Raw genomic sequence first — 19,620 nt, 5'->3', positions numbered from 1 at the left:
GATGGCCAGGGCGACTGAGCAGGCCAGGGCGGCTGAGCTGGCCAGGGGGACAGAGCTGGCCAGGGGGACAGAGCCGGCGATCCGGACCCGGCCGCGGGACCGGGCGGCCCGGATCACCCTGTACGCGATCCTGATCGCCGGCCTGCTGGTCGTGCTGGGCCCGTTCGTCTGGATGGCGCTGGCCTCGGTGAAGCCGGAGCGGGAGATCCGCCAGGTGCCGCCGACCTGGCTGCCCGAGACGTGGACCCTGGACAACTTCCGGGAGCTGTTCACCCGCCTCGACTTCCCGCTGTACTTCATGAACTCGGCCCTGGTCGCGGTGCTGATCACGGCCGGGAACCTGCTGTTCTGCTCGCTGCTCGGCTACGCGCTGGCGAAGCTGGACTTCCCCGGCCGCAAGGCGCTGTTCCTGGTCGTGCTGGGCATGCTGATGGTGCCCGGCATGGTGACCTTCGTGCCGCAGTTCGTGCTGGTGTCCAACCTGGGCCTGGCCAACTCGTACGCCGGGCTGGTCCTGCCGTTCCTGGCCGGGCCGTTCGGGGTCTTCCTGATGCGGCAGTTCCTCAAGTCCATTCCGGACGAGCTGATCGAGGCGGCCCGGGTGGACGGCGCCGGCGAGTGGCGCATCTTCTGGCGGGTGGTGCTGCCGCTGTGCCGGCCGGCGCTCGCCACCCTCGGCATCCTCACGTTCCTGTCCAGCTGGAACAACTTCCTGTGGCCGCTGGTCGTGGCGACCACCGAGGACCGGTACACGCTGCCGGTCGCGCTCGCGCTCTACAGCATCGGGCAGAACCGCACCGACTTCGGGCTGCTGCTGGCGGGCGCGGTCGTCGTGGTGCTGCCCGTGCTGATCGTCTTCATGGTCCTGCAACGGCACTTCCTGCGCGGGATCGCCACCACCGGACTCAAGTAGCCGGACTCAAGTAGCCGGACTCAAGTAGCCGAGGAGAAGGATTGTGAGACGTCTGCTCGTACCCGTCATCTCCATGATTCTGGTTTTGGGAGCCGGCACGGCCGCGGTGGCCGGCGGTTCGGACCGAAGCCTGCGCACCTACGCCAAGGACACCTGGCGGTCCATGGTCGCCATGACCGACCCGGGCACCGGCCTGGTGTCCGACAACATCACCGGCGATCTGGCCACCCCCGCGAAGTACACCTCGCCCACCAACATCGGCGGCTACCTGTGGTCGGCCGTGGTGGCCGAGCGGCTCGGCATCATCTCGCGCGGCGAGGCCCGCGCCCGCGTGTCGAAGACCCTCGACACCCTGGCCACGCTGCGGCACCACACCGCCTCCGGGATGTTCTACAACTGGTACGACCCGGCCGACGGCTCCGTGGTCACGGTCTGGCCCGAGGACGGCGCCACCGTGACCCCGTTTCTGTCCAGTGTGGACAACGGCTGGCTGGCCGCCGCCCTGCGCGTGGTCAAGGGCGCGCTGCCGGAGCTGCGCGGCAAGGCCGACCGGGTGCTCGCGCCGATGAACTTCGGCTTCTATTACAACCCGTCCGCGACCTCACCGATCGGGACCCGCGGGCTGATCCGCGGCGGCTTCTGGGACAGCCCACCGCCCGGCTGCTCGGTGCCGCAGAACGGGGTGTGGTTCACCTGCAACCACTACGACATCACGGTGACCGAGCCACGGATCGCCACCTACCTCGGCATCGGCGCCGGGCAGATCCCGCCGAAGGCGTACTTCGACACCATGCGCACGCTGCCCGACAACTGCGACTACTCGTGGCAGGAGATGCGGCCGCAGGGCTTCGACACCACCCACCTCGGGGTCGCGGTCTACGAGGGCTCGTACCGCTACCGCGGCATCACGTTCGTGCCGAGCTGGGGCGGTGACATGTTCGAGGCGCTGATGCCCGATCTGTTCGTGCCCGAGGCGGCCTGGGGCCCGCGGTCGTGGGGCCGCAACCACCCGGCCACGGTGGCGGCGCAGATCGAGCACGGCCTGAACGACGCGGGCTACGGCTACTGGGGCTTTTCCCCCGCTTCCAACCCGGCCGGCGGATACAGCGTCTACGGCGTGGACGCGATGGGCATGGACACCAACGGGTACCCCTCCGACGTGCAGGAGTCCAAGTACGACGCGGGGTTCGGTGACTGTCGCCCGGCCGGTCCGGCCCCGGACTACGGCGACGGCGTGGTGACCCCGCACGCGGCGTTCCTCGCGCTGCCGTACGCCAAGGGCCCGGTGGTGGCCAACCTGGCCAAGCTGCGGAGCGACTTCGACGCGTACGGGCCGGGCGGGTTCTACGACGCGATCAACGTCGGCACCGGGCAGGTCGCGAAGCGGTACCTGTCGCTGGACCAGGCAATGATCATGGGTGCGCTGGGCAACGAGCTTTCCGCGGACGTCCTGAAGCGCGCCTTCGTGACGCCCGAGTTCGAGCGGCAGATCCGGCCGCTGCTGGCCCGGGAGACCTTCAACGTGCCGGCCCGCCAGCCCCTGCCGCAGCTTCAGCTCCACGGAACACCGGCCTCGTGACGGAGGCCCAGGCCAGTTGGGCCGCCCTGATGGGATCCGGGGGTGCCCAGGACCGGGAGCCGGGGACGGCGGTGCACGCCGATCTGCCGGCCCCGGCCGGGGTCCGCGCGGTCGCCGGCCGCGATCAGGTGACCGTGTCGTGGGATCCGGTGCCGGGGGCGATCGGGTACGCCGTATACCGCGCCCGTGCCCGGGACCTCCCGTTCGAGGTGGCCGACTTCGGCGGTGGTGACGTGCTCGCGGTGCCGCACGGCCCGTTCGCGGACACCACCGCCGAACGCGGCACGCACTATGCGGTGGCGGCGCTGGCCACGGTGACGGCGCTGGGGCCGCTGTCCGCGGTCGCGCCGGTCGAGCCGGGCCCGGACGATGCCCGGGTGACCGTCCGGGTGGGCACCGGCGGCACGCCGATCCACCGGGTGTGGCGGGCGATGGTCGGCTCGGAGCACCTGTCGCTCCTGCTCAGCGAGGAGCTGACCGGGGGCCGGGCGATCGGCGCGGAGCTGCGGGACGCGCTGCGGCGCGCCCATGAAGAACTGGGCGTGCGGACGGTCCGCGCGCACGGCATTCTCTGCGACGACCTGGGCCTGGTGACCGGTTCCGGCTACGACTTCGGCCGGGTCGACCAGGTGTACGACGCGGTCCGGGCGCTCGGCTACCGGCCGGTGGTGGAGCTCGGGTTCATGCCGTCGGCGCTGGCGCGGGACCCGTCGCGGACCGTGTTCACCTACCGCGGGATCATCTCCCCGCCGCGGGACTGGGACCGCTGGGCCGACCTGGTCCGCGAGCTCACCACGCACCTGGTGGACCGCTACGGCCGCGACGAGGTGCGCGACCACTGGGCGTTCGAGGTGTGGAACGAGGCGAATCTGTCGGTGTTCTGGTCCGGCACCCCGGACGAGTACTGGCGGCTCTACGAGGTGGCGGCCCGCGCGGTCAAGGACGTCGACCCGGGCATCCGGGTCGGCGGGCCCGGCTCGGCGGCGGTCGGCTGGATCCGCGGTCAGGTCGCGGTGGACGCGCCGGTCGACTTCCTCTCCACGCACGTCTACGGCACCCCGCCGCTGGACCTGCGGCCCCTCGCCGGCGGCCGGCCGCTGTGGTGGACCGAGTGGGGGATCACCGCCACCCACGGCAACCCGATCAACGACACCGTGTTCGCGGCGACGTTCCTGCTGCGCGGCATGCGGTCGGCGGCCGGCCGGGTGGAGGCCCTCGCGCCGTGGGTGGTCTCCGACCACTTCGAGGAGCTCGGCCGGCCGCGGCGGCTGCTGCACGGCGGGTTCGGGCTGCTCACCGTGGGCAACCTCGCGAAGCCGAAGTTCTGGGCGCTGACCCTGGCCGAGAAGCTCGGCGACACCGAACTGCCGGTGACGGTGCGCGGCGACGGCGCGGGCAGCCTGGTCGAGGCGTGGGCGAGCGACACCGGCGTGCTCGTCTGGAACAGCACCTTGGACCAGTCGAAGGTGGACGGTGCGGCCGGGCTGGACCGGCTGGTCACCGTGCAGCTCACCGGCCTTTCACCCGGCCCGCGCACGCTCCGGGTGTGGCGGGTCGACGCCCGGCACGGTGACCTGCGGTCGCGGTGGGCGGCGATGTCCGGCGGCGCGGACTGGCCGGACCAGGAGCAGTGGCCGGCGCTGGCCGCCGAGGACCGCCTGGCGGAGGCCGAACCGGAGCGGGAGTGCACCGTGCCGGCCGACGGCACGTTCTCGATCGAGCTGGAGCTGCCGATGCCCGGAATCGCCTTCGTCGAGTTGTCGGCGCCGCCGTCGGGAACGACCCGCGCCCACCTGGCCACACCGTCGCCCGGCGAATGTGCCGGCGAAAACGCACCGGGAGGCAACGGTTGATCTGGAGCGCACTCCAGGTCGTACGGTCCATCCGGTAAGCGACGACCGCGAGAGGACCACCATGCAGACCAGAGACTTCGGCCGCCTCGGCACCGTCAGCGCCCTCACTCTGGGCGGCGGCGGCATCGCCGGGGTCTGGGGCAGCACCGGGCGCGGCGAGGCGATCGCCACCGTGCACGCCGCGATCGACGCCGGAATCACCATGCTCGACGTGGCGCCCAGCTACGGCTCCGAGTACGAGTCCGAACAGGTGGTCGGCGCCGCGCTGCGGGAGCGGCCCGCGCCCGACGTCCTGATCACGTCGAAGGTGCAACCGCCCGACGGCGCGGATGCCGCCGCCGTCATCGGCCGGAGCCTGCAGGCCAGCCTGCGGCGGATGGGCCGCGAGCACCTCGACCTGTTGCTGCTGCACAGGCAGATCCGCCCGGCCGACGAGAGCGCCGGCGCCCCGGACACCGTCGGCTGGCGCACCTACCGTGAGCAGGTGATCCCCGAGCTGGAGCGGCTGCGCGCCGCCGGGCGGATCCGGGCCTGGGGGATCACGGCGGTCGGCCACCCGGACGCCGTGCTCGGCGCGCTGCGGGAGGAGGTGCGGCCGGACGCCGCCCAGGTCGTCGTCAACGCGCTGGACCTCAGCGGCGACATGTGCGCCTTCGGCCCGAACGTGCGGCCGGCCAACGAGGAGATCCTGCGGACCGCGAACGCACACGGCGTGCCGGTGCTCGGCATCCGCGTGGTGGCTGCCGGCTCGCTCACCTCGGCCGTCGACCGCGACGTGACCGGCCAGCCGGCCGGCACGGACTTCGCCCGCGCCGAGCCGTTCCGCGAGCTGGCGGCCGAGCTGGGCGAGACGCCGGCGGCTCTGGCCCACCGGTACGCGCTGAGCGTCGCCGGCGTGGCCTCGGTGATCCTGGGCGTCAAGAACCGCGCGGAACTCGACGAGTGCGTCGCCGCCGAGGCGCGGGGCCCGCTGACCGAGACCGAACTGGACGCGATCGCGGCACTGCGCGCGAGCCGGCCGATCACGTGACATTGTCCTTGATCCACTCCAGGCAGACCTTGTCGACCGCGTCGAACGACTTGCCGAACGCGGCGCGCGCGGCCCGATCGGGTATGTCGCCCTGCCGCAGCACGCGGCTGACGAAGGCGAACAGCTTGCGCTCGCCGTACTTGTCGGCCATGCAACTGGCGGCGAAGTGCCCCATGGCATAGAGCCGGTCGACCGTACGGTCGTCGGCGTCGTCGGCGAGCGATTCGGTGGCGATCGTCGTCGGTGCGTCCTCGCGCCGGAACTCCGCCGCGAGGATGTTCCAGTTGCCGGTCCTGTTCGCCGCTCGTGGATACGCGCCGATGTATTCGGCGATGCCCTCCACCAGCCACTTGTTGCCGGCGATATCGCTCCGGGTCAGGCCGGCCAGGGTGACCACGTGACCGAGCTCGTGCTGGATGATGAAGGCAAGCTGACGCCGGGTCCGCAACGCCTTACCGGCCCGCAAAAGCACGTCGGTGCCGGTCGAGTTCAGCGGCACCGCGTAGCCGATGGACCACTTCGGCCGGTCCCCGCCGTACCACTTCTTCCATGCCTGCTCATCGGCGAGGTAGACGCGGTAGCGCTTTTGCGGATTGCGCACGCGGCCGGCGAAGCGGTCGGCGACGACCGCTGCCTTCTCGGCAGCTGCCAGCACCTTCTTCACGTGCTTTGCCTGGCTGCGCGCCGCGGCGACGGTGACCCGCTTGCCGCGGGCGAAGACCAGCTCATCGCCGTCCCACGGTGCCGGCTGCACGTGGTTGGTGCCGGCACCCAGTCCATCCGCCAAGACGGTGATCGTGTATTTGCCGTTGATCAACTCAAAGATGAGGAGTTGCATCATCTTCGGCGGCCCGTCGCCGGTCTCGCTGCGCCAGCTGGGGCAGGCCACGCCGCTGAAGCAGTAGCCGAATGCCGCGTTGGCGGTCACCGCACCGGGATTGCCGTCCAGCCTCGGAGAGGCGTGGAACTCGGCGTGGCTCACGCCGAGGCCGCGCAGGTTCCGGAAGATGCTTCGGTAGCGCGCCACCAGCGCGGGCCGGTCCCGGTCGACCGGGGCGAGCCAGCCCCGCTCGTCGCCCCTCAGCAAGGCTGCGGCCTGCTGGTCGAGGATCTTGACAGCCTGCTCGAACGGCGTCGGCGGCAGGGACGGCCTCGGTTGCGGCTGCGCCACCGCAGCGGGCTCGCGGGACGGCCAGATCACCACGGCACCCACAGTGATCGCGATCAGGGCCGCTGTCACGCCGGCGACGACCGCGAGCGTACGGCGACGCCCCCGTGAACCCGAATGATCTTCCATGATCGTGGATCCAAGCACCCGCTTGCCGACAAAACCAATCTTTGACTTTCCGTCTTGGAATGTGATTGACTTTCCGTCATGGAAAGCAAGAGTGCTGAGGACCTGGCCATCATCGCCGCAGCCCGGGCGGCCGTCGCCGACCGGCTGATCACTCCGATGTGGTATCACCCGATCTTCGGCCTGCTCCTCGCCGGCTACGTCCTCGGTGTCAGCCTCGGCGACACCACCGCCAGGCTGATCACCAGCCTGCTGTTCGCCGGCGGCTGCCTGGCGCTCGCGTCCGCCTACCGCCGGCTGACCGGCGTCTGGATCTCCGGTTTCGAGGCCGGCCCCGCCAGCCGGTGGGCCGTGGCGCTGGGTGTGCTGTTGGGCGCCCTGGTCGCCGCCGGCTGGGCGATCACGTACTGGACGGGCCTCAGTTGGCCGGCATGGTGCCTGGCCGCGGTGGCGTTCGCCGCGGGCAACGTCCTGGGCCGCAAGTTCGACACGGCGCTGCGGGCCCAGTTGCGAGCGGGCCTATGACCGGCCGGTTCGACGAGGTGGTGCACGCCCCCCACCGGCTGCGGATCTGCGCCTTCCTCGACGCCACGTCCAGCACCGAGTTCAGCGTGCTCCGCGATCTGCTGGGCGTGGCCGACTCGGTGCTGAGCAAGCACCTCAAGGTCCTCCAGGAGGCCGGCTACCTCACCATCACCAAGCCCACCGGCCGGGGCCGCGTCAAGACCTGGGTCCGTTTGACCGCCGAGGGCAGGCGGGCCTACGCGGGACACACCGCTGCCCTCAGGTCGCTGCTCGACAACCCGACCGTGAGTCACGAATAGCGTGGCAGTGGTGCCGGCCGTCGTCACCGGGGTGAGCACAGACGGGTGGAGCGACGGCCGTAACCATCGCGGCGGGTCGATCGTTGACGGGTATGGTGCGCACTCGTCGGCGCGCCGAAGCCACCCTTCGTAGCACCTGGATGACACCGATGGCAGGCGGATCTACCTCACGCCGTACCGGCCGGTCGGCAGTGGTCGCCGTACCGGCGTTTCTCGTCGTGGTCGTGCTGACCGCTGTGCTCACCCTGCTCCCGGCGGCCGCCGGGGCGGGCCTGCTGACGGCCTGCTCCGGCGGGATCGGCGCGATGATGATCCGCGCCGTGGTCACCGGCCGATCGAGCGGGCCGCACCTGCGTGCCCTGTCGCTGGCCGGTGGCGTCCTGCTCACCGCGCTGGCCGGCGCGGCCAGCGGCGTCGCCGTTCTGGTGGCGCCCGACGTGCTGGTCGCCGAGGTTCCGCTGCCGGCGGAGATCCCGCTGGTGACCCTGTTCTTCGTGGCGGGGGCCTACCTGCCGGCGATCCTGCGCCCGCACCAGCGCCGCAACCCGCTGGCGCGGCTGCGGGTCGGGCTCGACATTCTCGGCGTGACGGCCTGTCTGATCTTCCCGCCCTGGCTGCTCCTGTTCAGCGAGGGCGAGAGGCGTGGCGCGTCGATCACCGCGCTCATCTTCGGCGGCGGCGCCGCCGCGGCCGTCGCGGTGGCGGGCGTGCACGCGATCCGGCACCGGGCGGCGCTGCAGTGGTGCGGGCCCGGCGCGGCGTTGTCGCTGATCGGGCTGACCGCGCTGGTCATCGGCATGGACTTCCCGTTCGAGCCGAACGCGGCGATGGCGGCCCTGGCGGCGGCCGGCGCGATCAACGTGGCCGCCGCTCTGCTGTGGCACGGATCGGTCCGGATCCGCCCCGACGTGCGCCCGATCCCGCCCGCGGGCAGCGAGCCGTCGGCGGGCATCCCGCTGTTCGCGCTGCCGATTCTCGCGTCGGCGCTGGTCGCCGTGTACCACCTGATCAACGGCGGCGGCCTGGACACGGTGTCGATCATCCTGGCCGCCACCGCGGTCATGGCCGTCGCGGTCCGGGAGTGGACGTCGGCGATCGCGCTGCGCCGGCACGCCGACCACCTCACCGATCAGGGCAACCGGCTGCGCAGCCTGGTGTTCGGCGCCGCGGACGTGGCGATGGTCCTGGACCCGGACCTGGCGGTGCGCTGGCAGTCGCCGGCCGCGGCGCGCCAGTTCGGCCTGTCCGATCAGGACGTCCTCGGCCGGGCGGCGACTGTGCTGGTCCACCCGGATCAGGCCGAGGCGGTGCACGCGTATCTGACCGTACGGATGGTCGAGGGTGTGCGATCCCCCGGGGAGAGCATCGCGGTCCGCCTCCGCGACGGCTTCGGCCGGTGGCGGGAGACCGAATGGACGACGAGCGGCGCGGATCCGGCCGAGCCCGGCCGGACCCTGGTGGTGCACGTCCGTGACGTCAGCAGCCTGCGAGACCTCGAGCAGGCGCTGCGTCAGGAGGTCCACCTCGACCAGCAGACCAGCCTGGCGAACCGGGAGGGCCTGCGCCGGGCGGGCGAGCTGATCCCGGACGCGGGCGCGATGATCGTCATCGAGATGGGCGGGCTGACCGCGATCGGCGACGTGCACGGACCGGATCTCGCCGAGGTGGTCGTGGTGGAGGCCGCACGCCGGTTGCGGACCCGGGTGGACGGTGTGGACGTCCCGGCCCGGCTGGGCGAGGCCCGCTTCGCGGTGCTGACCCGCTGCGGCGCGGTCCGCGCCCACCTGCTCGCCAGCCAGTTGCTCAACGCGCTGACCGCGCCGTACGAGGCGGCCGGCACGGTCTCCCACCTGTCCGCGTGGGCCGGCCTGGCCGACCTCACCGCGGACGCGAACCTCGACGAGGTGATCCGCCGCGCGGCCCTCGCCCTGCGATCGGTCCGGTCCGGCCCGCCGGGCGCCATCGAGTGGTACGACGAGGAGATGGAGACCCGGTTGCTGCGCCGGTCCACCCTGGAACAGGACCTTCCCGGCGCCGTCTCCCGCGGTGAGCTGGACCTGAGCTACCAGCCGATCGTCGAGCTGCCGGGCCGCCGTCCGGTCGGCGTCGAGGCCCTGCTGACCTGGCGGCACCCGACACTCGGCCCGGTATCGGCCGACGAGCTGCTTCCGCTGGCCGAGGATCTGGGCCTGCTCACCCAGGTCGGGCACTGGGCGCTGCACCAGTCCTGCCGGCTGCTCGTCAACTGGCGACGGCAGCACGAGTCGCTCTGGCTGGCCGTCAACGTCCGCCCGCGCGAGTTGGTCGACCCGGCCTTCCAGGCAAGCCTGCACACCGCACAGGAGATCTATCAGATCCCGCCGTCGGCGCTGGTCATCGAGATCGCCGAGCAAGGCCTCCTGCAGGCCCGCGACGGCCAGCAGCAACCCGCGGTCGAGGACCTGGCCGCTCAGCTGGGCCGGCTGCGCGCGCAGGGCATACGTACGGCGATCGACAACTTCGGCGCCGGACCCACCTCGCTGAGCCGGCTGCGTATTCTCCCGATCGACCTGCTGAAGGTCGACCGCGAGGTGTTCGGGCAACCGGCCGAAACGGTCCAGCAGCGGGGCGCGGTCATGGACGTGACGGTCGCACTCGGCCGCCGGCTCGGCCTCGAGGTGATCGCGCACGGCCTCCAGACGCCGGAGGACCTCGACACCGTGCAGGCGGCGGGCTGCCGGCTCGGCCAGGGCGACCTGCTGGGCAAGCCGATGCCGGCAGAGCACCTGGAGGCGCTGCTGGAACAGCACCGCGACGCATCCCACCGCAACCGCTGACCATCGGCAGGTCACCGCCTGGCGGAACTGGTGGGCGAGATGTCCGTACGCAGTGAGCAGTTTCGCCGCCTGTGGGGCCGGCACGCCGTGCGGCCCAAGCAGTCGCATGTCGTCACCCGGCTGCGCCATCCGAAGGTCGGCGACCTCGAGCTGCACGCCAGCAAGCTGGCCATCATCGGCACGGACGGCCTGATTCTCAAGGTCGTGCACGCCGAACCGGGCAGCCGCAGCGCCGAACTGCTCGCGATCCTCGGAAGCTTGGCGACGCCCGGCCCGAGCCCGGACATGGGGTCGATCCGACCGGCCACCGGGTAAAGATCGAGCTAGAGCTGGGCGAGGAGGGCCCGGCCGGCGGCCTCGGCCGAGGCCGGGTTCTGTGCGGTGATCAGGTTGCCGTCGACGACCACGTGCGACGCCCACGCCGGGCCCGATGCGAAAACGGCACCGCCGGCGCGCAGCCGCTCCTCCAGGAGCCACGGCGCGTTGTCCGCCAGCCCGGCCTGCTGCTCCTCGTCGTCGGTGAAGGCGGTCAGCTCGCGGCCCTTGAAAAGCCAGTTGCCCTCGGCGTCACCGGCCGCGAGGAACGCCGCCGGGCCGTGGCAGAGCGCGGCGACGACCTTGCCGCTGTCGGGCAGCATCGCGGCGAGGATCCGGGCTACGTCCGGGTTGACCGCCAGGTCCTGCATCGGCCCGTGCCCACCGGGGATGAAGACCCCGTCGTACGCGGCCGGGTCGACGTCCTCGAGCCGGGCCGGCGACGCCAACAGGTCCTTGACGCTGTCCAGGTACTCCCGCAGTTCCGGCGCGGCGGCGTCAGCCAAGCTCACCTGGTCGGCGACCGGCACGCGGGCACCAGGCGTGGCGATGGTGACCTCGTGGCCCGCCTCGATCAGCAGCCGGTGCGGCGTGACGAACTCCTCGGCCCAGAAGCCCGTCGGACGCTGGGTGCCGTCCTTGAGACTCCACACCCGGGCACCGGAGAGCACCAGCAGGACAGATGACATGACTACCTCCACGTATCGAAATCAGTGGTGACTTCCAGTTGCGGCCGGCGATCGTGGCGAGCTGCAGCTTAATCCTGTCCATGCTGCCGGGCACGGCAGCGGCGACACCAACGGCGCCCTCAGCGTCGTCGGCGGGAACGCGCCGACGCCGGGTGGGGTGACGGGCGAAGCATCGGTTTTATGATCATATGGGACATGATGTTCGATCGCAGAGTGCTGCTGCGCGCCGCTGTCGGCGGTGTGGCCGGGAGCTGGCTGGGTGCAGCCGGGCCGGCCCGCGCGGGGCGGCCGAACGGCGCGTCGCGGCGGACGATCTATGTGGTGGGCGACTCCACCGCCGCGTCCTACGCCGTGGCGGAGGTTCCTCGCGCCGGCTGGGGACAGGCCCTTCCGGCCTTTCTCCACCCCAAGACGGTGGTGGTGAACGAGGCGGTCTCCGCTTCCAGCTCGATGAGCTTCGCCGAGGTGGGCCGGCTCGATCGGATCCTCGCGGTGATCCAGCCCGGCGACGTGCTGCTCATCTCCTTCGGGCACGCCGACGAGTCCGAGAACCCGACCCGGCACACCGAGCCGTGGACCACCTTCCAGGAGTATCTGTGCCGCTACGTGGTGGGCGCGCGGGCCGCGCGGGCCCTCCCGGTGTTGGTCACCCCGGTCGAGCGGCGACGCTTCGCGAGCGACGGTACGGCGTTCCTGTCGCACGGCGAGTATCCGGACGCGATGCGGGCGCTGGCCGCCGCCACCGGTACGCCGCTGATCGACCTCACCGCCCTGTCGTTCGCGTTGTGGGACGCCGTGGGGCCGGAGGTCACCAAGGACTACTTCCTCTGGCTGGACGCCGGCGAGTCGCCGAAGTTTCCCGACGGCGTCTCGGACGACACCCATTTCCAGGCGCGCGGGGCGATCGAGGTGGCCCGGCTCGTGGTGTCGGCGGGGCGGATGCTTCCGGGCCGGGACTGCCGGGCCCTTCTGGACCCGGAGATCTCGGAGGACCTGCTCGTCTGGCTCCCGACCAGGCCCGGGCCCGACCCGCTGTGACAGACCTCCGCACTCGGGACCGGCCAACTGCGCGCCTACGACAAGGCGGGAAACTCGACCAGGACCACCACCCGCACCTGGCGTCGCTGAGCGCTACCTACGTCGCCTCGTTCGGGTGGATGACGATCTTCAACCCGGTTCGGGCGGCGGCGGTGGCCATGGCGGTGACCACCTCGCTCAGCGGGAAGACGTCCGAGACAAGCGGCGCCAGGTCGACGAGGCCGCGCGCGGCCAGGTCGATCGCCCGGGGATAGACCTCGCCCATCCGGCGGACCAGGACGAGCGTGAGGCCCTTGCGGCGGGCCTGTCCCGCGCTGAACGTGGTGCGGTCGCCGTCGGGGATGCCGACCAGCACGACCCGGGCGCCGGGCTTGGCCAGCCGCAGCGCCGTGTCGACCGCCGCGTCCGAGCCGGAGACCTCGAAGACCACGTCCGCGACGCCGGCACCGTCGGCCGGCTCCGCGCCGAACTTCTCGGCGAGCGCCATGCGGTGCGGCAACGGCTCGACCGCGAGCACCCGGGTGGCGCCGTGCCGGCGGGCCAGCTGGACGAGCAGCAGGCCGATCGGGCCGCAGCCGACGACCGCCACCGTCGAGGCCATCCGCAGGTGGGCGAGGTCGATCGCGTGCAGCGCGACCCCGAGCGGTTCCAGCAGGGCGCCGTCGTCGTCGCTGAGGTGGTCGGGCAGCGGGTGCAGGCGGTGGGCCGGCCAGGTCAGGAACTGGCGCAGGCCGCCGTCGCAGGAGCCGTGCCCGGCGAAGACCACCTCCGGGCACAGGTTGCCGTGGCCGTCCCGGCAGGACTCGCAGGCGCCGCACGGAATGGCCGGGTCGATCGCGACCCGGGCGCCGTCGTCCGCTCCGCCGCGGATGATGCCCGCCATCTCGTGGCCGAGCACGAGCGGCCGGGCCAGCACGGCGTCGCCGATCCCGCCCTCGGTGAACCAGTGCAGGTCGGAGCCGCACACCCCGACCGAGGTCACCTCGACCAGGCGGGCGTCGGCGCCGGCCGGCGGCGGTCGTTCCTCGGTGTGCAGCTGGACGTCCCGAGCGCCGTGTAGACGGGCCACCCGCATGCTGAGCTCGGTCACGGATGGACGCTAGCACCGTGCGGGGGATCGCGAGTCGCCGATCGACCAGTCATGATCGGCGGCATGAACGACACCGGGTTGCCCCGCCCATGACCGCCGCCGATCTGCGGGCGATGCTCGTCGCCGACCACCTCACGCACGCACCGGGGGTCTGGGATCCGGCGAGTGCCGCGCTCGCGGTCCGGGCCGGGCACCGGGCCGTGCACCTGTCCGGGGCGGCCATCTCCGCCACCATGCTCGGCCGGCCCGACCTCGGCTTCGCCCCGGCGACGCAGATCGCCGACCGGGCGGCCACCCTGGTCCCGGCGCTCGGCGGCGTGCCGCTGCTCGCCGACGCGGACGTCGGCTACGACCGCCCGGAGAACGCGGTGTGGACCGCGCTCGCCTATCAGCGGGCGGGGATCAGCGGGATCTGCCTCGACGACGGCGCGGACGCCGACCGGTCAGCCGCCCGGATCGCGGCGCTGGCCGAGCAGGCGCCCGGCGTGGTGCTGATCGCGCGGGCCCGCGGCCGGGGCCTCGACGAGACGATCGAGCGGTGCCGGGCGTACGCGGCGGCCGGTGCGGACGCGGTGTTCCCCGCGGACCTCCACGAGGCGGACGAGCTCGGCCCGCTGCGCGCCGCGCTTCCCGGCGTACCCCTGGTTGTCAGCCGGTCCGAGGCCGCGACCGGCCGCGGTCGCCTGACCGGCACCGAGCTGGCCGGCCTGGGCGTGCGCCTCGTGCTGCACCCGCTCGCCGCCGTGCTCGCCGCGCTGCGGGCGGCGTCGCTGGCCTACCGCGCGATCGCTGAGGAGGGTGACGCCGAACGGATCGACCGGATGCCGCCGGCCGCGCTCACCACGCTGTTCGACCGGCCGGCGGCGACCGCCGACCGGGGCACCGACAAGATCGACACCTGAGACGTCCGCGAGGTCGGCCTGTCACTCGATGGCGCACGGTGACGTTTACCTGACTGCGCGGTGATGCTGCGGAGGGATACTGAGTCGGTTGTCTTCGTCCCAGCCGGCACGTCAGAGGTGACAAATGATCCCGGACGATTATCACGCGCTCTACGACCAGGGAATTCAGGTGGCCCGGAGCGCCGAAGTGTCATCCGCGGGCCTGACGTCGGCGGGGCGGGACCGACTGGCCGCCGACGTCCCTGACCTGATCATCGAAGAGGACGAGACGACCGGGCTGCCCAACCGGGTCACCAGCCGGCAGCCCAGCGCACGGCTGTCCGCGCCGGCACCGGAGGATCCGGGCGACGCGGTGCGCCAGTTCATCCAGGACCGGCGTGACGTCTGGAACCTCACGCCCGAGGACGCGGCCGCGGTCGAGGTGCAGCCGGTCAGCCGCACCGGCCTGCGGACCGCGCGAGTGACGCAGAGCGTCGACGGTGTCGAGGTCTTCAATTCGGACGTCACGGTCGCGCTGGACGCCGACAACGGCGTGATCTCCCTGTCCGGGCAGCTCTTCCCGGGGCTGGACGGCGCCGCCCGGCGGGCTCGGACGGCGACGGCGGCGGCGCGCAGCCCGCAAGAGGGGATCGCCCAGGCCGCGTTCGACCTGACCCGCGTCGTCTATCAGGCCGCTGACTTCGTCGCCGCGCCTGCCACGGCCGACAGCGGTCCGTACCGGTTGTTCAACTACCGCGCCGGGAGCAGCGATCCCCGGCCCCGGTTCGAGCGCCCCATCCGGCTGAAGGACGTGATGTTCCCCCTGGGAAATCAGCAGTTCGCCGCCGGCCAGTACCTGGAGCTCTGGATCGCCGGGTTCCCGCCGTTCAGCTACGTGATCGACGCGGTGGACACCCCGATCGTGTTGTTCCGCAAGAACCTGTCCAGCGAGCAGGCCCCGTTCACCTATCGCGTGCACAACACCGGCGACGCGGTGTTCCGCCCCCATGACGGCCCGGCGCCCGGCACCCCGCACCCCAGTGGACAGCCGGACGGATTCCAGGCCGCCCCGGTCGCCGAGCAACTCGTGACGCTCGACTGCCTGCCGGGCCGCGACCCCTGGCTGCCGCCGAACGCGCAGACGACCCGCGGAAACAACTGCATCGCCTACGCCGACCTGGCGGCCGGCCAGGGCTTCGGCCCCGGCGACGTGGAAGGCCGGATCACGGCTCCGGGCACCTTCGACTACACCTACGATCACAGCCTCGACGCCAGCGACCAGGTGAACCTCCAGAACAGCCTGGTCGGCATGTTCTTCCACGTCAATTGGCTGCACGACCGCTGGTACGAGGCGGGTTTCGACGAGGCCGCCGGTAACGCCCAGCAGGACAACTTCGGGCGCGGCGGCATCGGAGGCGATCCGATCCTCGCGGAGGGCAACGACTTCAGCGGCACCGACAACGCCAACATGTCGACCCCGGCGGACGGCGCCAGCCCCCGGATGCAGATGTTCGAATTCCGCGGGCCGCGACCCGACCAGCCGACCCGCACCAGCAACCACGAGGCACTCATCACGTTTCACGAGATGGGGCACTACATCACCAACCGCCTGGTGGGTAACGCGAGTGGCCTGACCAACGTGCAGGGCAAGGCCATGGGCGAGGGCTGGGGGGACTTCTTCGCCATCTGCATGACCTCGCAGCCCACCGACGACTTCGCCAACGGCGTGTTCCCGGTCGGCGGCTGGACCGACCTGACTCCGACCTTCCGCGACAACTACTACTTCTCGATCCGGCGGTATCCCTACTCCGCGGACATCGGGAAGAACCCGTTGACCTTCCGGCACATCAGCGCCGGCCAGTTGCTGCCGGCTGCGCCGCTGATCAGCCCGAACGGCGGCGGCGCCAACAACGCCGTCCACAATGCCGGGGAGATCTGGTGCACCCTCCTGTGGGAGATCTTCGTCAATCTCGTCGGCAAGCACGGACATGAGGAGGCCGAGCGGCGGATGCTGCGGTATGTGGTGGGCGGCCTCGAACTGACCGCATCGCGACCGACGTTCCGGCATGCCCGCGACGGGATCATCTCGGCGGCGACCGCCCTCAACCCCGAGGACCTGACCGAGATCTGGGCGGGCTTCGCCAAGCGCGGAATCGGAGCCGGGGCGGTCGCGCCCGCGCAGAACTCCACCGACCTGACCGGCATCGTGGAGAGTTTCACGGTGCCTTCCGCATAGGTCACCTGAGGAGAGGTCATGGATGCACCTGGGCCGGCCATCGGATGCCGTCGGCGTCCTGCCGGGCAATCGCCGCCGGTGTTGCTGCCACGCACGGTGGCGGCCGCCGCGCGGACGACGGCAAGGACAGCCACGGAGCTGGTCGACCAGGTGTCGGCCGACAGCTACCGGGCGGCCCTGGAAGAGCTCATCGCACATCCGACCCGGCACTCGTTCACGGAGGCGTACCGGACGGCGGCGCGGTCGGCCGGCGATCGGCTCGCGGCCCTCGGATACGCGACCCGCTCGGAACCGGTCGCCGTGGCGGGCCGCGAGACGCTCAACGTCATCGCCGACAAGACCGGCACGGCCCCGGAGGCCGAGCGGCGCCTGGTGTACGTCGTGGCGCACCTCGACTCGATCAACCAGGCCGGCGGGGCCGCCGCGCCGGCGCCGGGCGCGGATGACAACGCCTCCGGAGCGGCGGGGGTGCTGGAGCTCGCCCGCGTGTTCGGCGCCGCTACGGCGGAGCACGACCTGCGCCTGGTCCTGTTCGGCGGCGAGGAGCAGGGCCTGCACGGAAGCCGCGCCCACGTGGCCGGGCTGTCCGGCGCCGACCGGTCGAGGATCGCCATGGTCGTCAACATGGACATGATCGGGCGGCGTAACACGGCCACGCCGTCGGTCCTGCTGGAGGGCGCGCCGGTCTCCCAGTCGGTGATCGACGCCCTGGCCCAGGCCGCGCGCGACACCTCGGACCTGGAGGTGTTCGTCTCGCTTGAGCCCTTCGCCTCCGACCACGTGTCCTTCATCGACGCCGGCCTCCCGGCGGTGTTGACCATCGAGGGCGAGGACCAGCTGAACGTCGACGAGCACACCCCCCGGGACACGCTCGCCGGGCTGGACCTGGCGCTGGCCGTCGGCATTCTCCGGATGAACGCCGGCGCGGTCGCCGCCGCGCTCGGCGCGACAGCGGCGCCCTGACCCGGGCGCGGAAATACCCGAAAGGCGCACAGTAATTGTTGCTCGTGAGCGGGTGTGGATAAGCTTTCGAATCGCATGCCGAGAAAGGCGAAAGTTTATCCATGAACGATTCATTGCCGGGTCCCGATTCGTGTACGACGGTAACGTTGAGTTTGCCCGACGAGGGCCACGCCGGTCCCGGATCGGCGCTGGCGAAGCTGCGCTGGCAGCTGGCGCAGCAGGGCTTCGACGGTGCCGTCGCCGATGGCGGGGCAGGCCCGGCTGTCGGATCGCGGGACAAGAACGTCGTCGAGATGGTCGCCCAGGTGGGCGAGGCGACACCGGCAGCCCTCATTTACCTGGTCAGCGTGACGGCGATTTCGGGGATGGCCAAGGTGGCCGGCGAGTGGGTGCGAAACCAGAACAAAAGGATCACGATAACTGCGAAGCGGCGGGATGGCGGCACGATAGAGATCGACGCCAACAATCCACCGGCCGATCTTTCGCAACTGATCGGTGAACTGAACGGCACGGGCGACTCCCGGCACGACGACGCGAGCGATGGCTGATACCGGGCCGCCCGGCCGGCGGGCGCTGATCATCGCCACCGGCCGGCACGACAACCCCGGCATCCCCGATCTCATGGGCCCGGTCTTCGACGCCGCGGCGATGAGCAGCACGCTGCGGAAGCTCGGCGGCTTCACCGTGGATCTCCTGCTGATCGACCGTCCCGCCGAGGAGTTGCTCGACAAGATCGAGGCGTTCCTGTTCAGTTTCGACGAGCAGGAGACCGCGCTCGTCTACTTCTCCGGTCACGGCTTCAAGCTCGAGGAGCGCGGTGCCGGAGCCAAGCCCGACAACAGCCTGTGGCTCGCGGCGAGCGACACCGATCCGAAGAAGCCGGTCGGCACCGCCCTCAGAGCCGCCGAGATCCGGGCCCTGCTGGAGCGATCCAAGGCCCGCGCGAAGATCTGGATCCTCGACTGCTGCAATGCCGCGGCGGCGGTGACGGGCGAGGCCGGCGGCGGGACGAAGGGCTGGCACGGCTTCTTCGATTCCGTGACCCGCGACTTTCCGCGCACCGAGGGCGACGGTGCGGCGCGGCCCAACCCGATGCTCGATCTGACCCGCGCCGACAAGGGCCTTGTCGCGGCGCGCCCACCGGAGCAGGGCCGGGGCCTGTACTTCCTGTTCGCCGCGGGTGACGGCCAGCCGGCGCGGGACGGCGACACCGGCAGCCCGTACACCGCCATGCTCATCAAGGGGATGACGTCGATCGGGGCCGACCGCGACGGCGACGGCTGGATTTCGGTCTGGGAGCTGGCCCGGTACGTCGACAGCCAGCACCGCACGATGTTCCCCGCGCACGAGGTCGTCCGCATGATGCCCAGCTCGGATGTCCGGGGAGCGGCGGACGGCGACGTGTGGATCATCTGCGGCCGGCCCCGGAGATTTGCGAGGTGGCAGCCGTTGCGCGCGGCGCTGGGCGATCCGGTCGGCCCGTTCAGCGGCGTGGCGGCCGCTCTCGCGCTCGGCGCGGTGCACTGGACGCAAGACGATTCGGTGCCGGCCGCGCTGACGGTTGCGATGCCGATCGGTCTGAGCGGCTATCTGGTCTATCTGGCGGTCGGCACCATTCTGCGGTTCCGCCGGCCCGCGGCGGGCACGGCCGACTGAGCGCGGCGCGCTGGCTAAGCCCCTGGCCAGAACTCCTTCCCGTAACCCTGGGGTAGCCAGGGCGAGGTCCAGGGTGCTGCGGTGGCCAGGTTCTGGGTTTCGGTGCGGTGCTGGAAGAATGTGTGGGCTTGTTGGATCCGGTCGCTGATCGTGGCGGTTGCGGTGTTCGCGATGTGTTGTTTCATCGTGGCCCAGATCCGTTCGACCGGGTTGTCCTGAGGGCTGTATTTCGCGCCTTCGATGATCTGGATGCGGGGATGCGCGGCGAGCCAGCGTTGGGTGATTTTGGAGTGGTGGGTGCTGCCGTTGTCGCAGATCACGGCGATGGCCGGGGCTTGCGGGTAGGCGTCGAGGAGTTGCTGCAGGAAGTAGCAGAACACCACGGAGACGTTCTTGACGCTGACGTGGTGATGCACGGTGCCGGTGAGCAGGTTGACCGCGCC

General features: G+C 71.4%; 18 protein-coding genes. 14 read left to right on the top strand and 4 right to left on the bottom strand.

Translation table 11 applies throughout. The features are described 5' to 3' along the window. Position 1: 1 nt before the first annotated feature. The 4 genes from DMB66_RS29245 to DMB66_RS29230 all read left to right on the top strand — a co-directional run bounded on the left by DMB66_RS29245 (position 2) and on the right by DMB66_RS29230 (position 5,375). Positions 2–913, top strand: a complete 912-nt coding sequence (locus DMB66_RS29245; RefSeq protein ID WP_125807335.1) for a carbohydrate ABC transporter permease — start codon at positions 2–4, stop codon at positions 911–913. 43 nt (positions 914–956) lie between these two features. Next, positions 957–2,492, top strand: a complete 1,536-nt coding sequence (locus tag DMB66_RS29240; RefSeq protein WP_233624916.1) for a glucoamylase family protein — start codon at positions 957–959, stop codon at positions 2,490–2,492. Then, the gene (locus tag DMB66_RS29235; RefSeq protein WP_233624915.1) at positions 2,489–4,345 is read left to right on the top strand and encodes a xylan 1,4-beta-xylosidase; all 1,857 of its coding nucleotides are present in this window, start codon (positions 2,489–2,491) and stop codon (positions 4,343–4,345) included. Before DMB66_RS29240 ends, DMB66_RS29235 begins: the two co-directional genes overlap by 4 nt. A 61-nt stretch (positions 4,346–4,406) precedes the next feature. Further along, positions 4,407–5,375 (top strand): aldo/keto reductase, encoded by a 969-nt coding sequence (locus tag DMB66_RS29230; RefSeq protein WP_125807334.1) that lies wholly within the window; start codon positions 4,407–4,409, stop codon positions 5,373–5,375. Here DMB66_RS29230 and DMB66_RS29225 read toward each other — a convergent pair. Beyond that, positions 5,368–6,615 carry a hypothetical protein gene (locus tag DMB66_RS29225; RefSeq protein WP_125807333.1) on the bottom strand — a complete coding sequence of 416 codons (1,248 nt, stop codon included), beginning with the start codon at positions 6,613–6,615 and terminating at the stop codon, positions 5,368–5,370. The two genes, DMB66_RS29230 and DMB66_RS29225, sit on opposite strands and share 8 nt — an antisense overlap. Before the next feature lie 135 nt (positions 6,616–6,750). On the opposite strand from DMB66_RS29225, the gene DMB66_RS29220 reads away from it, so the two are divergent. From DMB66_RS29220 to DMB66_RS29205, 4 genes are all read left to right on the top strand, one after another. Then, entirely contained in the window at positions 6,751–7,194 is a 444-nt protein-coding gene (locus DMB66_RS29220; RefSeq protein WP_125807332.1) for a hypothetical protein, read from the top strand. Next, complete coding sequence (locus DMB66_RS29215; RefSeq protein WP_125807331.1) at positions 7,191–7,493, top strand: transcriptional regulator; 303 nt, start codon at positions 7,191–7,193, stop codon at positions 7,491–7,493. Before DMB66_RS29220 ends, DMB66_RS29215 begins: the two co-directional genes overlap by 4 nt. Before the next feature lie 149 nt (positions 7,494–7,642). Beyond that, entirely contained in the window at positions 7,643–10,309 is a 2,667-nt protein-coding gene (locus DMB66_RS29210) for a bifunctional diguanylate cyclase/phosphodiesterase (protein WP_125807330.1), read from the top strand. An 18-nt stretch (positions 10,310–10,327) separates the two neighbouring features. Then, positions 10,328–10,624, top strand: a complete 297-nt coding sequence (locus DMB66_RS29205) for a hypothetical protein (RefSeq protein ID WP_255441001.1) — start codon at positions 10,328–10,330, stop codon at positions 10,622–10,624. Positions 10,625–10,632: 8 nt separating this feature from the next. Here DMB66_RS29205 and DMB66_RS29200 read toward each other — a convergent pair whose 3' ends face one another. Continuing rightward, positions 10,633–11,313, bottom strand: coding sequence for a type 1 glutamine amidotransferase domain-containing protein (locus DMB66_RS29200; RefSeq protein ID WP_125807328.1), 681 nt, complete (start codon positions 11,311–11,313; stop codon positions 10,633–10,635). A 195-nt stretch (positions 11,314–11,508) separates the two neighbouring features. On the opposite strand from DMB66_RS29200, the gene DMB66_RS29195 reads away from it, so the two are divergent. After that, positions 11,509–12,351 (top strand): rhamnogalacturonan acetylesterase, encoded by an 843-nt coding sequence (locus tag DMB66_RS29195; RefSeq protein WP_233624914.1) that lies wholly within the window; start codon positions 11,509–11,511, stop codon positions 12,349–12,351. Between the two features lie 97 nt (positions 12,352–12,448). Here the strand turns inward: DMB66_RS29195 and DMB66_RS29190 are convergent, their stop codons facing one another. Further along, positions 12,449–13,441 (bottom strand): zinc-binding dehydrogenase, encoded by a 993-nt coding sequence (locus tag DMB66_RS29190; RefSeq protein WP_233624913.1) that lies wholly within the window; start codon positions 13,439–13,441, stop codon positions 12,449–12,451. An 89-nt stretch (positions 13,442–13,530) separates the two neighbouring features. Here DMB66_RS29190 and DMB66_RS29185 point away from each other — a divergent pair, with 89 nt between their 5' ends. The 5 genes from DMB66_RS29185 (at position 13,531) to DMB66_RS29165 (ending at position 19,177) form a co-directional block, all read left to right on the top strand. Continuing rightward, positions 13,531–14,343 carry an isocitrate lyase/PEP mutase family protein gene (locus tag DMB66_RS29185; RefSeq protein WP_125807327.1) on the top strand — a complete coding sequence of 271 codons (813 nt, stop codon included), beginning with the start codon at positions 13,531–13,533 and terminating at the stop codon, positions 14,341–14,343. A gap of 124 nt (positions 14,344–14,467) precedes the next feature. After that, positions 14,468–16,558 (top strand): M36 family metallopeptidase, encoded by a 2,091-nt coding sequence (locus DMB66_RS29180; protein WP_125807326.1) that lies wholly within the window; start codon positions 14,468–14,470, stop codon positions 16,556–16,558. Positions 16,559–16,636: 78 nt separating this feature from the next. Continuing rightward, positions 16,637–17,521, top strand: a complete 885-nt coding sequence (locus DMB66_RS29175; RefSeq protein ID WP_158647399.1) for a M28 family metallopeptidase — start codon at positions 16,637–16,639, stop codon at positions 17,519–17,521. 146 nt (positions 17,522–17,667) lie between these two features. Continuing rightward, positions 17,668–18,069, top strand: a complete 402-nt coding sequence (locus tag DMB66_RS29170) for a hypothetical protein (protein WP_125807324.1) — start codon at positions 17,668–17,670, stop codon at positions 18,067–18,069. Next, entirely contained in the window at positions 18,062–19,177 is a 1,116-nt protein-coding gene (locus DMB66_RS29165; RefSeq protein ID WP_125807323.1) for a caspase family protein, read from the top strand. The genes DMB66_RS29170 and DMB66_RS29165 overlap by 8 nt, the downstream gene beginning before the upstream one ends. A gap of 14 nt (positions 19,178–19,191) precedes the next feature. Here DMB66_RS29165 and DMB66_RS29160 read toward each other — a convergent pair. Further along, the coding region (locus tag DMB66_RS29160) for a transposase (protein WP_148112778.1) at positions 19,192–19,620 on the bottom strand (429 nt) is incomplete at its 5' end.

It is taken from the genome of Actinoplanes sp. ATCC 53533, from assembly GCF_003947245.1.
This window is presented reverse-complemented; position numbering and strand designations above follow the sequence as displayed.

Coding starts and splice junctions, on each gene's coding strand:
- DMB66_RS29245 (WP_125807335.1), top strand. CDS start 2: ATGGCCAGGGCGACTGAGCAGGCCAGGGCGGCTGAGCTGGCCAGGGGG.
- DMB66_RS29230 (WP_125807334.1), top strand. CDS start 4,407: ATGCAGACCAGAGACTTCGGCCGCCTCGGCACCGTCAGCGCCCTCACT.
- DMB66_RS29220 (WP_125807332.1), top strand. CDS start 6,751: ATGGAAAGCAAGAGTGCTGAGGACCTGGCCATCATCGCCGCAGCCCGG.
- DMB66_RS29215 (WP_125807331.1), top strand. CDS start 7,191: ATGACCGGCCGGTTCGACGAGGTGGTGCACGCCCCCCACCGGCTGCGG.
- DMB66_RS29210 (WP_125807330.1), top strand. CDS start 7,643: ATGGCAGGCGGATCTACCTCACGCCGTACCGGCCGGTCGGCAGTGGTC.
- DMB66_RS29200 (WP_125807328.1), bottom strand. CDS start 11,313: ATGTCATCTGTCCTGCTGGTGCTCTCCGGTGCCCGGGTGTGGAGTCTC.
- DMB66_RS29195 (WP_233624914.1), top strand. CDS start 11,509: ATGATGTTCGATCGCAGAGTGCTGCTGCGCGCCGCTGTCGGCGGTGTG.
- DMB66_RS29185 (WP_125807327.1), top strand. CDS start 13,531: ATGACCGCCGCCGATCTGCGGGCGATGCTCGTCGCCGACCACCTCACG.
- DMB66_RS29180 (WP_125807326.1), top strand. CDS start 14,468: ATGATCCCGGACGATTATCACGCGCTCTACGACCAGGGAATTCAGGTG.
- DMB66_RS29165 (WP_125807323.1), top strand. CDS start 18,062: ATGGCTGATACCGGGCCGCCCGGCCGGCGGGCGCTGATCATCGCCACC.